The sequence below is a fragment of the Streptomyces radicis genome (assembly GCF_003626575.1).
GTDB lineage: Bacteria > Actinomycetota > Actinomycetes > Streptomycetales > Streptomycetaceae > Streptomyces > Streptomyces radicis.
The window spans coordinates 284,687-297,785 of the sequence record NZ_RBDY01000001.1; the positions used below are offsets into that span (position 1 = coordinate 284,687).

The 13,099-nt window shown below is 72.7% G+C and carries 10 protein-coding genes; 6 read left to right on the forward strand and 4 right to left on the reverse strand.

All coding sequences use genetic code 11. From position 1 onward, the window contains the following. Nucleotides 1–64 precede the first annotated feature (64 nt). Entirely contained in the window at nucleotides 65–2,518 is a 2,454-nt protein-coding gene (locus D7318_RS01320; RefSeq protein WP_120694930.1) for a RelA/SpoT family protein, read from the forward strand. Nucleotides 2,519–2,585: 67 nt separating this feature from the next. On the opposite strand, the gene D7318_RS01325 is transcribed toward D7318_RS01320, so the two are convergent. After that, nucleotides 2,586–3,815 carry a DUF349 domain-containing protein gene (locus D7318_RS01325; protein ID WP_120694931.1) on the reverse strand — a complete coding sequence of 410 codons (1,230 nt, stop codon included), beginning with the start codon at nucleotides 3,813–3,815 and terminating at the stop codon, nucleotides 2,586–2,588. A gap of 184 nt (nucleotides 3,816–3,999) precedes the next feature. Continuing rightward, nucleotides 4,000–4,830: a peptidylprolyl isomerase gene (locus D7318_RS01330; protein WP_120694932.1), complete on the reverse strand. Its 831-nt coding sequence runs from the start codon at nucleotides 4,828–4,830 to the stop codon at nucleotides 4,000–4,002. Between the two features lie 143 nt (nucleotides 4,831–4,973). Here D7318_RS01330 and D7318_RS01335 point away from each other — a divergent pair, with 143 nt between their 5' ends. The 4 genes from D7318_RS01335 (at nucleotide 4,974) to D7318_RS01350 (ending at nucleotide 9,150) form a co-directional block, all read left to right on the forward strand. Then, complete coding sequence (locus D7318_RS01335) at nucleotides 4,974–5,687, forward strand: MBL fold metallo-hydrolase (RefSeq protein ID WP_120694933.1); 714 nt, start codon at nucleotides 4,974–4,976, stop codon at nucleotides 5,685–5,687. 11 nt (nucleotides 5,688–5,698) lie between these two features. Continuing rightward, entirely contained in the window at nucleotides 5,699–6,961 is a 1,263-nt protein-coding gene (gene hisS, locus D7318_RS01340) for a histidine--tRNA ligase (protein ID WP_120694934.1), read from the forward strand. 138 nt (nucleotides 6,962–7,099) lie between these two features. Beyond that, on the forward strand, nucleotides 7,100–7,738 hold the full coding sequence (locus D7318_RS01345; protein ID WP_120695216.1) for a vitamin K epoxide reductase family protein: 639 nt from the start codon (nucleotides 7,100–7,102) through the stop codon (nucleotides 7,736–7,738). 62 nt (nucleotides 7,739–7,800) lie between these two features. Continuing rightward, nucleotides 7,801–9,150, forward strand: coding sequence for a replication-associated recombination protein A (locus tag D7318_RS01350; RefSeq protein WP_120694935.1), 1,350 nt, complete (start codon nucleotides 7,801–7,803; stop codon nucleotides 9,148–9,150). A gap of 34 nt (nucleotides 9,151–9,184) precedes the next feature. Here the strand turns inward: D7318_RS01350 and D7318_RS01355 are convergent, their stop codons facing one another. Then, nucleotides 9,185–9,970 carry a DUF2470 domain-containing protein gene (locus D7318_RS01355; RefSeq protein WP_120694936.1) on the reverse strand — a complete coding sequence of 262 codons (786 nt, stop codon included), beginning with the start codon at nucleotides 9,968–9,970 and terminating at the stop codon, nucleotides 9,185–9,187. A gap of 64 nt (nucleotides 9,971–10,034) precedes the next feature. Between D7318_RS01355 and rpsD the strand changes: the two genes are divergently transcribed. Continuing rightward, a complete protein-coding gene (gene rpsD, locus D7318_RS01360) occupies nucleotides 10,035–10,646 on the forward strand; it encodes a 30S ribosomal protein S4 (RefSeq protein WP_120694937.1) in 612 nt (203 codons plus the stop codon). Here the strand turns inward: rpsD and D7318_RS01365 are convergent. Further along, nucleotides 10,634–12,904, reverse strand: coding sequence for an ATP-binding protein (locus D7318_RS01365; RefSeq protein ID WP_120694938.1), 2,271 nt, complete (start codon nucleotides 12,902–12,904; stop codon nucleotides 10,634–10,636). The two genes, rpsD and D7318_RS01365, sit on opposite strands and share 13 nt — an antisense overlap. Between the last annotated feature and the right edge of the window lie 195 nt (nucleotides 12,905–13,099).

The following is a 13,099-nucleotide window of genomic DNA, read 5'->3' on the forward strand; positions in this document are numbered from 1 at the left end:
GGCTCGGAGGACCGCTCCCCCTCCCGGCCGTTCACGGCGGGGAAGGGCCCGAGAAGGAGTGCTCTTGCCAGACGACGCCCAGCCGCTCACCTCAGCCCAGCGGAAGAGTGCCAAGCCGTCCGCCGCCGCCCTCGGCTGGCGGGACGGGGAGGACAGCCGTGCCCCGGCACCGGCGGCGCAGTCGGCCCCCGCCGTCTCCGGCGTCTCGGGCCGCTCCGGCTCGTCGAACCGCGTACGGGCCCGCCTCGCCCGGCTCGGCGTCCAGCGCTCCAGCCCGTACAACCCCGTCCTCGAGCCGCTGCTGCGCGTCGTCAGGGCCAACGACCCCAAGGCCGACACCGCGCTGCTGCGCCGCATCGAGCGCGCCTACCAGGTCGCCGAGCGGTGGCACCGCGGCCAGAAGCGCAAGAGCGGCGACCCGTACATCACCCACCCGCTGGCCGTGACGACGATCCTGGCCGAGCTGGGCATGGACGCGGCGACGCTGATGGCCGGGCTGCTGCACGACACCGTCGAGGACACCGAGTACGGCCTCGACACCCTCCGCAGGGACTTCGGCGACCAGGTCGCCCAGCTCGTCGACGGCGTCACCAAGCTGGACAAGGTCAAGTTCGGCGAGGCGGCCCAGGCCGAGACCGTCCGCAAGATGGTGGTGGCCATGGCCAGGGACCCCAGGGTCCTGGTCATCAAGCTCGCCGACCGCCTGCACAACATGCGGACGATGCGCTTCCTCAAGCGGGAGAAGCAGGAGCAGAAGGCCCGCGAGACGCTGGAGATCTACGCCCCGCTCGCCCATCGCCTGGGCATGAACACCATCAAGTGGGAGCTCGAGGACCTGGCGTTCGCGATCCTCTACCCCAAGATGTACGACGAGATCGTCCGCCTGGTCGCCGAGCGCGCGCCCAAGCGCGACGAGTACCTCGCCACCGTCATCGACGAGGTGCAGTCCGACCTGCGCGGCGCCCGGATCAAGGCCGCGGTCACCGGGCGGCCCAAGCACTACTACAGCGTCTACCAGAAGATGATCGTGCGCGGCCGCGACTTCGCGGAGATCTACGACCTGGTGGGCATCAGGGTCCTGGTGGACACCGTCCGCGACTGCTACGCCGCGCTCGGCACCGTGCACGCGCGGTGGAATCCGGTGCCCGGGCGGTTCAAGGACTACATCGCGATGCCCAAGTTCAACATGTACCAGTCCCTGCACACGACCGTGATAGGGCCGGGGGGCAAGCCCGTCGAGCTCCAGATCCGCACGTTCGACATGCACAGGCGCGCGGAGTTCGGCATCGCCGCCCACTGGAAGTACAAGCAGCAGGCGGTCGCCGGCTCCTCCAAGGTGCGCTCCGACGCCCCGAAGAAGGGCGAGCGCAGGGGCGGCCGTTCCACCGTGGACGACATGGCCTGGCTGCGGCAGCTGCTCGACTGGCAGAAGGAGACGGAGGACCCGGGGGAGTTCCTCGAGTCGCTGCGCTTCGACCTGTCGCGCAACGAAGTGTTCGTCTTCACGCCCAAGGGCGACGTGATCGCGCTGCCCGCCGGCGCGACGCCGGTCGACTTCGCGTACGCCGTGCACACCGAGGTCGGCCACCGCACGATAGGGGCCAAGGTCAACGGCCGCCTGGTGCCGCTCGAGTCCACGCTGGACAACGGCGACACCGTGGAGATCTTCACGTCCAAGGCCGATGGCGCGGGCCCTTCGCGTGACTGGCTCGGCTTCGTCAAGTCCCCCCGCGCGCGCAACAAGATCAGGGGCTGGTTCTCCAAGGAGCGCAGGGACGAGGCGATCGAGCAGGGCAAGGACTCCATCGCCCGCGCCGTGCGCAAGCAGAACCTCCCGATCCAGCACGTGCTCAGCGGCGACGCGCTGGTCACGCTGGCCCACGAGATGCGGTACCCCGACATCTCGTCGCTCTACGCCGCGATCGGCGAGGGCCATGTCTCGGCGCAGAGCGTGGTGCAGAAGCTCGTCCAGGCGGTCGGCGGCGAGGAGGCGGCCAACGAGGACATCTCCGAGGCGGCCCCTCCGGTCCCGGTCCGCGCCAAGCGGCGCACGACCGCGGACCCCGGCGTGGTGGTCAAGGGCGTGGACGACGTCTGGGTCAAGGTCGCCCGCTGCTGCACGCCGGTGCCGGGGGACCCGATCATCGGCTTCGTCACGCGCGGGAACGGCGTCTCCGTGCACCGGGCCGACTGCCTGAACGTCGACTCCCTCGCCCAGGAGCCCGAGCGGATCCTGGACGTCGAGTGGGCGCCCACCCAGTCCTCGGTCTTCCTGGTCGCCATCCAGGTCGAGGCACTCGACCGTTCACGGCTGCTCTCGGACGTCACGCGCGTCCTGTCGGACCAGCACGTGAACATCCTCTCGGCCGCCGTCCAGACCTCGCGTGACCGGGTGGCCACGTCCCGCTTCACGTTCGAGATGGGCGACCCCAAGCACCTGGGGCATGTGCTGAAGGCCGTGCGCGGCGTCGAGGGCGTCTACGACGTCTACCGCGTCACCTCGCCGCGCAGGCCCTGACGCGAGCGGCGGCGGGGAGAGCGGTGAACGCCGCCCCTCCCCGCCGCCACCGGCGCCCCGCTCGAGCTCAGCCGCCGAACTCCTGAAGCCCCTTGAGCGCCTGGTCGAGCAGCGCCTGCCGCCCGGCCAGCTCCTGCTCGAGCTTCTGCGCCTTGGCGGCGTTCCCCTGGGCCCTGGCCCGCTCCGCCTGCTCCCGCAGCCGGTCGACGGCGTCCTGCAACTGCCCGGTCAGGCCCGCGGCCCGTGCCCGCGCCTCGGGGTTGGTGCGCCGCCACTCGACGTCCTCCGCCTCGGCGATGGCCCGCTCGACGGCGTGCATCCGGCCCTCGATCGCGGCCCTGGCGTCCCTGGGCACATGGCCGACGGCCTCCCAGCGCTCGCTGATCGAGCGCAACGCGGCACGCGCCGCCCGCAGATCGGTGATCGGCAGCAGCTTCTCGGCCTCGGCCGCCAGCTCCTCCTTGCGCGCGAGGTTGTCGCGGTGCTCGGCGTCCCGCTCGGCGAACGCCGACCCCCGGGCCTGGAAGAAGATGTCCTGCGCCGCCCTGAAGCGGGCCCACAGGTCCTCCTCGGCGTCCCGGTGCGCCCGGCCCGCCGCCTTCCACTCCCGCATCAGCTCGCGGTAACGGGCCGCCGTCGGGCCCCAGTCCGAGGACTCCGACAGGCTCTCCGCCTCCGCGATCAGCTTCTCCTTGCGCCGCCGCGTCTCCTCGCGCTGCGAATCGAGCGCGGCGAAGTGCGACTTGCGGCGCTTGGAGAACGCCGACCTGGCCTGCGAGAACCGGTGCCACAGCTCGTCGTCGGTCTTCCTGTCGAGCCGCGGCAGGCCCTTCCACGTGTCGACGAGGCCGCGCAGCCGCTCACCCGCGACCCGCCACTGCTCGCTCGCGGCCAGCTCCTCGGCCTCGGCGACCAGCGCCTCCTTGGCCGACCTGGCCTCCTCGGTCTGCCGCGCCTTGGTCGCCTTCCGCTCCTCGCGGCGCGCGTCGACCAGGGCGACCAGCTCGTCGAGGCGGCGGCCGAGCCCGGCGAGGTCGCCGACCGCGTGCCCGGCGTCGACCTGCTCGCGCAGGTGGCCGATGGCCGTCATGGCGTCCTTGGCCGACAGGTCGGTGGTCCGCACCCGCCGCTCGAGGAGGTCCACCTCGACGACGAGGCCCTCGTATTTGCGCTCGAAATAGGCGAGCGCCTCCTCGGGGGAGCCCGCCTGCCAGGAGCCGACGACCTTCTCGCCGTCCGGCGTCCGCACGTACACGGTCCCGGTCTCGTCAACACGGCCCCACGGCTCGCTGCTCACAGCGCCTCCTCGTTTGATGCGCACGACGGGGCCTGACGCCCCCGGCACCGTCCACACTTCTCGACCGGTCGGCGGCCCTGTTCTCCCGCCCGACCGGCGCAGGCACCCTGCACAACGCCAACATAGGTGACACCGTGCCCGGCTGTCCGCACCTTGCTCGCCGGAAAATACCGGTGAACGGGGCTCACTCCGCCGCAACCTCCTCCACGGTCGCCTCGTTGATCACCACCGTGGCGTTCGGCGCGGTCGTCCCGTTGGCGTCGGGCGGGGCCGCGCCCGTCCCGGCGATCAGCTCGACCACGTCGAGCCCGGCGGTCAGCGTCCCGAACGGCGTGTACTGCGCGGGCAGCTGGCTGTCCTCGTACACCACGAAGAACTGGCTGCCGCCGGTGTCGGGGCCGCTGTTGGCCATGGCCACCGTGCCCGCGGGGTAGACGCCATCGGCCACCTCGGGGGCGTCGAGGTTCTCGTCGGGCAGGCTGTACCCGGGGCCGCCCTGGCCCGTGCCCTGCGGATCGCCGCACTGGAGCACGTAGATGCCCTCGGTCACCAGCCTGTGGCAGCGGGTGTGGTCGAAGTAGCCCTCGCCGGCGAGGAAGTTGAACGAGTTCACCGTCTGTGGCGCCGCCTCGGCGTCCATCGTGATCTCGATGTCGCCGCACGTGGTCGCGAGCCGCATCACGTAGTCGTTCGCGGCGTCGACGGCCATCTCGGGCTGCTCCTCCCACTGCGCCGTGGTCGGCTCGCCCTCCGCGGGGGCCTCGCAGGGGTCGTCGAGTGGCGTGGTCGGCTCGTCGCTCGGCTGCGCGTTGTCCTCCGCCGCCGGGTCCGAGCCGCCGTCGTCCCGGTTCACGGCCACCAGGGCGGTCGCGCCGCCGGCCACGAGCACGACCAGCGCGACCGAGAGCAGGATGCGGCGGCGGCGACCCCGGCGGTGCCGATTCGCCCTCCGCTGCTGCTGCCGCTCGAACTTCGCGCGCGCGAGCTGCTTGCGCCGCTGCTCCTTGCTGACCACCGCGCTCTCCCTTGTCTGTCGGGGACTGGAACTCATGTACATCAAGTGCGCCCGTGGCGTCACCGTATACGGGTTCGCCCGTCCTGCACCGCCGCCGGTAGGCTCTGGCCAGGCAGCCACCCACGACGACCGTGAGGACGACCGTGCTCATCGCTGGCTTCCCCGCCGGGGCCTGGGGGACCAATTGCTACCTGGTCGCGCCCGCCGCGGGCGAGGAGTGCGTGATCATCGACCCGGGGCACCGGGCCGCCCCCGGCGTCGCCGAGGCCATCGCCAAGCACCGGCTCAAGCCGGTGGCCGTGATCCTCACCCATGGCCACATCGACCACGTCGCCTCGGTGGTGCCCGTCTGCGGCGCCCATGACGTGCCCGCCTGGATCCACCCGGCCGACCGCTACATGCTGGACGACCCGGAGAAGGCGCTCGGCGTCCGCATCGGCCAGCCGCTCATGGGCGAGCTGACCGTGGGGGAGCCCGACGACCTGCGGGAGCTGGCCGACGGTGCCGAGCTCGATCTCGCGGGGATGACCCTCACCGTCGCGCACGCCCCGGGCCATACCAAGGGGTCGGTGACCTTCGGGCTGCCCGAGCAGGCGGACGTTCCGCCGGTGCTGTTCTCGGGCGACCTGCTGTTCGCCGGCTCCGTCGGACGCACCGATCTGCCCGGGGGTGACCACCTCGAGATCCTGCGCTCGCTGGCCCGTGTCTGCCTGCCGCTCAGTGACTCGACCGTGGTGCTCTCCGGGCATGGCCCGCAGACCACCATCGGCCGCGAGCGCGCCACCAACCCGTTCCTGCGGGAGCTGGCCGCCGGCCGGGCGGCGGCCGACGCCGCCGCACAGCGACCAGGAATGTGAAGAATCCTTTCGTGAGCAGTTTCACCGCCCCCAAGGGCACGTACGACCTCATCCCGCCGGACTCCGCCGCGTTCACCGCGGTGCGCGACGCGCTCGCGGCCCCGCTGCGCGGCGCGGGCTACGGCTATGTCGAGACCCCGGGCTTCGAGCACGTCGAGCTGTTCTCCCGGGGCGTCGGCGAGTCCACGGACATCGTGACCAAGGAGATGTACACCCTCACCACCAAGGGCGGCACGCGCCTCGCGCTGCGCCCCGAGGGCACCGCGTCCGTCCTGCGCGCCGCGCTCCAGGCCAATCTGCACCGGGTCGGGAACCTCCCGGTCAAGCTCTGGTACTCGGGCACGTACTACCGCTACGAACGCCCCCAGGCCGGCAGGTACCGCCACTTCTCGCAGGTCGGCGCCGAGGCGATCGGGGCCGAGGACCCGGCGCTCGACGCGGAGTTGATCATCCTGGCCGCCGAGGCCCACCGCTCGCTCGGCCTGACCGGGGTGACGCTGCTGCTCAACTCCCTGGGCGACGCCGAGTGCCGCCCCGCGTACCGGGCCGCGCTCCAGGCGTTCCTGCGCGGGCTCGACCTCGACGAGGACACCAGGGCCAGGATCGAGATCAACCCCCTGCGCGTCCTTGACGACAAGCGCGAGAGCGTGCGGCGTCAGCTCACCGGCGCCCCGATGATGCGTGACCACCTGTGCGAGTCGTGCAAGGCGTACCACGAGGGCGTCCGCGACCTGCTGCGCGAGGCGGGCGTCCCCTTCACGGATGACGACCGGCTGGTCCGCGGCCTGGACTACTACACCCGCACCACGTTCGAATTCGTGCACGGCGGCCTCGGGTCCCAGTCGGCGGTCGGCGGCGGCGGGCGGTACGACGGGCTCTCCGAGATGATCGGCGGGCCAAGGCTCCCCTCGGTCGGCTGGGCGCTCGGCGTGGACAGGACGGTGCTCGCCCTGCGCGCCGAGGGCGTCGCGCTCGATCTGCCGTCGGCCACCGACGTGTTCGCGGTGCCGCTCGGCGAGGACGCGAGGCGCGCGTTGTTCACGCTGGTCACGGAGCTGCGGCGGGCCGGGGTCCGCGCCGACTTCGCCTATGGTGGACGAGGGCTCAAGGCCGCGATGAAGGCGGCCAACCGCAGTGGCGCCCGCTACGCCGTCGTGGCGGGGGACCGGGACCTGGGCGAGGGCGTCGTCCAGGTGAAGGACCTGGCCAGCGGGGAGCAGGCGCCCGTCGCCCTGACCGGTGCGGTCGGGGAGCTGCGCCAACGGCTCGGCTGAGGGCCCGGATTCCCCTCGCTCGGGACCTTTGCCAGGTTGACATCAGCGGCGGGTGAGCGTTGTGTCACTGATGGACGTCACCGAGGGACGTCACCGAGGAACAGGGTGGGCCGCACCCGGACACGAGGGATGAACGAGATGGCAGCAGCTGCGGTGGACGTGGCCCCGTCGGACGGGGTCAGGGCCGAGGGCGGGCGTGGGGCCGTGGGCGCGGGGCGCGGCTTCGCGCTGACGCTGGTGATCACCGGCTTCGCCGGCCTGCTCGCGGCCTGGGTCATCACGCTGGACAAGTTCCACCTGCTCGAGGACCCGGACTTCTCCCCGGCGTGCAGCATCAACCCCGTGGTCTCCTGCGGCAACATCATGGAGAGCGACCAGGCCGGGGTCTTCGGGTTCCCCAACCCGATGCTCGGCCTGGTGACCTACGGCATGGTGATCGCCATCGGCATGGGCCTGCTGGCCGGGGCCAGGTACCGGCGGTGGTTCTGGCTCGGGCTCCAGGCGGGGACGCTCTTCGGGGTGGGCTTCTGCACCTGGCTCCAGTACCAGTCGCTGTACGAGATCGGCGCGCTGTGCCTGTGGTGCTGCCTGGCCTGGGTCGCCACCATCGTCATGTTCTGGTACACGACGCTGCACAACGTCCGCCACGGCTTCCTGCCCGCGCCCGAGGGCGTGCGGCGGACGTTCGAGGAGTTCCACTGGCTGGTCCCCGCGGTGCACATCGGGATCATCGGCATGCTGATCCTGACCCGCTGGTGGGACTTCTGGACCAGCTGAGCCGCCGGGCGGCGTTGTCGGTGGCGTGACCTGTTGTCGGTGGCGTGACTTAGGGTCGGGGTGTGGAGCCCGACCTGTTCACCGCGGCCGCCGAGGAGCGCGCCGAGAAGGACCCCACCGGGCGGCCGTTGGCCGTCCGGATGCGTCCGCGCACCCTTGACGACGTCGTGGGGCAGCGCCATGTGCTGCGCCCCGGGTCGCCCCTGCGGCGTCTGGTGGGGGAGGGCGGCGGCGGCCCGGCCGGGCCCTCGTCCGTCATCCTGTGGGGCCCGCCGGGCACCGGCAAGACGACGCTCGCCTATGTGGTCAGCCAGGCGACCGACAAGCGCTTCGTGGAGCTCTCCGCCATCACCGCGGGGGTCAAGGAGGTGCGGTCGGTCATCGAAGGGGCCCGCCGCTCCTCGGGGGCGTACGGCAAGGACACGGTCCTCTTCCTCGACGAGATCCACCGCTTCAGCAAGGCGCAGCAGGACTCCCTGCTCCCCGCCGTGGAGAACCGCTGGGTGACCCTGATCGCGGCCACCACGGAGAATCCGCACTTCTCGGTGATCTCCCCGCTGCTCTCGCGCTCCCTGCTGCTGACGCTCGAGCCGCTGACCGAGGAGGACCTGAGGGCGCTGCTGCGCCGGGCCGTGGCCGACGAGCGGGGCCTCGGCGACGCGGTCACGCTGCCCGAGGACACGGAGTCGCACCTGCTGCGGATAGCGGGCGGCGACGCGCGCAGGGCGCTGACCGCGCTCGAGGCCGGGGCGGGCGCGGCGCTGGCCAAGGGCGAGAAGGAGATCGGGCTCGCCACCCTCGAGGAGGCGGTCGACCGCGCCGCCGTGCGGTACGACAGGGACGGCGACCAGCACTACGACGTGGCCAGCGCGTTCATCAAGTCGATCAGGGGCTCCGACGTGGACGCGGCGCTGCACTACCTGGCCAGGATGGTGGAGGCCGGGGAGGACCCGCGTTTCATCGCCAGGCGGCTGATGATCTCGGCGAGCGAGGACATCGGCCTCGCCGACCCGACGGCCCTGCCGACGGCCGTCGCGGCGGCTCAGGCGGTCGCGATGATCGGCTTCCCCGAGGCGGCCATCACCCTCGGGCACGCCACCATCGCCCTGGCGCTTGCCCCCAAGTCCAACGCCGCGGTGGTCGCCATCGGCGAGGCGCAGGCCGACGTGCGCGCGGGCCTCGCGGGCCCGGTGCCCGCGCACCTGCGCGACAGCCACTACAAGGGCGCGGAGAAGCTCGGCCATGGCCAGGGGTATCAGTACCCCCACGACCTGCCCGGCGGCATCGCGGCCCAGCGGTACGCCCCCGACGCGGTGCACGGCAAGCGGTACTACCGCCCGACCACGCACGGCGCCGAGGCGCGGTACGGCGAGGTGCTCGACCGGGTCCGTCGGCGGCTGACCGAGGAGTGACCGGCCGGGTGTCCCCTTCGGCGCGGTCGGGCGTTCAGGCGCTCGCGGCCTCGAAGAGCTGGCGCATCGCGCGGCGGAGCTGGGCGATGTCCCCGACGGGGGCCGGGAATTCGAAGCGGGCGTCGAAGCACGAGGCGCCCGCGCGGAAGCGCACCCGCAGCCCGAAGCGGTCGAGGCACAGGGGCGTGACGGCCTCGGCGCACGAGGCGTTGGTGCCGTCCAACAGCGCGCAGAGCGAGCGGAGTTGGGCGCCGTGCGCGGTGGCGAGGTGCTGGAGCAGCTCCGCCTCGTACCGGGCCAGGGGATCGGGGTCCGCCTCGGCGAGCTCGTCGGGCTCGACGTGCGAGCTGCCCCACAGGTCGTCGATGTACGCCTCGCCCGCCTCCAGGCGGAGCAGCGACCAGCCGGGGCCCGGCATCGGCCCGCACTCGGCGAGCAGCCGCGCGCCCGCGGCGTGCGCGCGGCCCCGCGCCACCGTCAGCCAGCCCGCCACCCAGCCGCGGCCCCTGACCCGGTGGGGCACGGCCACCGGCGCGATGTCGGTGATCTCCATCACGGCCGTCACCTCGTCGTCCCGCGCGTGGGCGGCGGCCCGCGCCGCCGGACAGGTGTCGGGGACCAGCAGGAAGAGGTCTCCGGTGGCCGCCACCGCGCGTGACTCCACGACGCTCGGCCCCGGCTCACCAGGCTCGGCCTCGGGAATCGACAGCACCGCCGAGGAGTTGGACTCCACCAGGGTGCGCACCCGCTCGGCGGCCGAGGGGCCCCGGGCCTCCTCGCCCGGACATCTCGCGGGAGCGGGAACTCCGAATCGCGTCATGCTCACTCCTCAGATAAGGTAAGCCTCACCTAACTTACATGAGATACCCGGAGGTCCGCTCCCCGTGAACCAGTCGCGTCCCAAGATCAAGAAGTCACGCGCCCTCGGCATCGCCCTGACCCCGAAGGCGGTCAAGTACTTCGAGAAGCGCCCCTATCCGCCGGGCGAGCACGGGCGTGGCCGCAAGCAGACCAGCGACTACAAGGTCCGCCTCCTGGAGAAGCAGCGCCTGCGCGCCCAGTACGACATCAGCGAGCGCCAGATGGTCCGCGCCTACGAACGTGCGCGCAAGGTCGAGGGCAAGACCGGCGAGGCCCTCATCATCGAACTGGAGCGCCGCCTCGACGCGTTGGTGCTGCGCTCGGGGCTGGCCCGCACTATCTACCAGGCGCGTCAGATGGTGGTGCACGGTCACATCGCGGTCAACGGGCGGAAGGTGGACAAGCCGTCGTTCCGGGTGCGCCCGCAGGATGTCGTCGCCGTCCGCGAGCGCAGCCGGGCCAAGCACCCCTTCCTGGTCGCCCGCGAGGGCGGCTACGCCGCGGACGGCGAGACCCCGCGCTACCTCGAGGTCAACCTGGAGGCCCTGGCCTTCAGGCTCGACCGCGACCCGCAGCGCCGCGAGGTCCCCGTGCTGTGCGACGAGCAGCTCGTGGTCGAGTACTACGCCCGCTGACCGCCGGGCGACGGCTCGGGCTCCCCGCCGTCCCCGCGCGCGGCCGCGGGGAGCGCGGGCCGAGAGCCGTCGCGGCTCGCGGGCAGCGCCCTGGGAGCGGCGGCCTCGGGGCGCGCGCCCGCGCCGTCCGCGCGGCGCAGCGCCCTGGCCACCGCCCGGTCGGTGTCGAGGCGTTCGCCCTCCCGGAAGCACGCGCGGAAGCGCGTCGCCCCCAGCCGCCGCCGCAGATGGCGCTCGCAGTGGATGTGGGGCGCGTTGAAGTACTCCGAGCCGAACATCTGCATCCCCACCGAGGCCCACACCTTCGCGGCCGCCCCCTGGATCACCGCGGCCTCGGCGGGATCGCCCTCCGAGGCCGTGATCCCGGCGAGCAGCTCGAGCGCGAGGACCGTGCCGACCAGGTCGTGGAAGGCGTGGGCGGCGGGCAGCGACGCCTCCACCAGCTCGCGGGCCTCGGCCAGGTCCCCGCGGCTCCACGCCGCGAAGCCCAGGACGTAGAGCGCGTAGGTGCGCGCCCAGCGCTCGCCGTGCTCGTCGCACACCCCGCGCGCCTCCTCGCACAGCCGCACCGCCCCCGCGAGGTCGCCCTGGAACGCGATGGCCATCGCCAACTGCGCCTTGCACATGAGCACTTCGCTGTTCAGCTCGCTGATCTCCTCGAAGCGTTCGAGCGCCGCCCGCAGCAGCTTCTCGGCCCGCTGCACCTCGTCGCTGATCAGCGCGAGGCAGCCGCGCCTGTGGTTGCTGTAGGCGGCGGCCCTGGCGTTGCCCGTGCGCTCCGCGCCCTCCTGGCACTCGTGCAACGCCGTCAGGGCCTCCACCGTGTCGCCCTGGAGCACGGCCACATAGCCGACCACCCACAGCGCCTTGAGCCGGATCTCCTCGTGGTCGGTCCCCCGCAGCAGCGCCCGCCGCAGCCAGTACCGGCCCTCGCCGAGCCGCCCGCAGCCGATCCAGCAGAACCACAGCGTTCCCGCGAGGTAGAGCCCGAGGCGGCCCTCCTCCTCGTCGTTCAACGCGAACTCGAGGGCGGCCCTCAGATTGGGCATCTCGTCCTCGACGCGCCGCGCCACCTCGGCCTGGCGCGGGCTGAACCACTCGAGCTCGCACCAGGTGACGAGCCCCGTGCACCAGTCCCGGTGACGGCGGCGCAGCCGGTCGGTGTCCCCGGTCGCCGCCAGCCAGTCGGCGCCGTACGCCCGCAGTGTGTCCAGCATCCGGTAGCGCACGCCCGAGGCGGCGTCCTCGCGGGTCAGCACCGACTGCGCGACCAGCTCGGTCAGCACGTCGAGCACCGCGTCGGCGGGCAGGTCGGGCCCCGAGCACACGTACTCGGCCGCCTCCAGGTCGAAGTGGCGGGCGAAGACCGAGAGCCGCGCCCACAGCAGCCGCTGCGACGGGGTGCACAGCTCGTGGCTCCAGCCGATCGCGGTGCGCAGCGTGTGGTGGTGCGGGGGCGCGCCCCTGTGGCCGCCGACCAGCAGCCTGAAGCGGTCGTCGAGGCGGTGCAACGTCTGGTCGAGCGACAGCGTCCGCAGCCGACCCGCGGCCAGCTCCAGGGCCAGCGGGATCCCGTCGAGCCGGTGGCACAGCTCGGCCACCACCGAGTGGTTCTCCTCGGTCACCGCGAACCCCGGCAGCACGGCCGCCGCCCGGTCCGCGAACAGCCAGGCCGCCTCGCTCAGCGGCGCCAGCTCGCTGGCCTCGCCCGAGCCCGGCGTCGGCGCCGAGAGCGGCGGCAGGGGGTAGAGGCGTTCCCCCGCGACGCCGAGCGGGCACCGGCCCGTCGCGAGCACCCGGAGACCCGGCGCCCTGCGCAGCAGGTCGAGCACCAACGCGGCGGACGGCTCCACCAGATGCTCGAAGCCGTCGAGGACGAGGAGCAGCCGCCGGTCGGCCAGCCGCTCGGTGAGCACCGCGCGCGGCGGCCTGCCCGTGTGGTCGGTGAGGCCCAACGCCTCGACCACCGCGTGGTCGAGCAGCTCGGGGTCCCGCACCGTGGCCAGCTCCACCAGCCAGACGCCGTCGGAGAACCGCTCCTGGAGCTGCCGCGCCGCCTGCACCGCGCACCGCGACTTGCCCACGCCCCCGACCCCGGTCACCGTGACCAGCCGCGAGGAGGTCAACTGCTGTGTCAACGCCCCGACTTCGGCGTGACGCCCGATGAACCTGGTGAGCTCAGCCGGGAGGTTGCCCGGCCCGCGGCCGAGCCTCGCCGTCTCCCGAGCCTCGGGCTCGGAACCCTGAAAGCCTCGCATGGAACACGCAGCGTACTCGGATGTATGCAGAACGTACAATTGCGGCCTTCGGCCCTTGGCAGGAGCCCGGGAATGCGGTACAGGCGTGGGCGCGGGGCGCGATAGGGTCGGGTCCTGCCGCCGCCCCCACCCGGGCCGCCGAGCCGGTGAGCGGCGGCCGACCCCGTGTGCCGGGGAGTGGGAAATGACCCGTCC

What these genes read in the sequence shown, in the direction of transcription:
- D7318_RS01345 (WP_120695216.1), top strand. Translation starts at nt 7,100, where the DNA reads ATGGCAGCAGCTGCGGTGGACGTGGCCCCGTCGGACGGGGTCAGGGCC.
- D7318_RS01355 (WP_120694936.1), bottom strand. Translation starts at nt 9,970, where the DNA reads ATGACGCGATTCGGAGTTCCCGCTCCCGCGAGATGTCCGGGCGAGGAG.
- D7318_RS01365 (WP_120694938.1), bottom strand. Translation starts at nt 12,904, where the DNA reads ATGCGAGGCTTTCAGGGTTCCGAGCCCGAGGCTCGGGAGACGGCGAGG.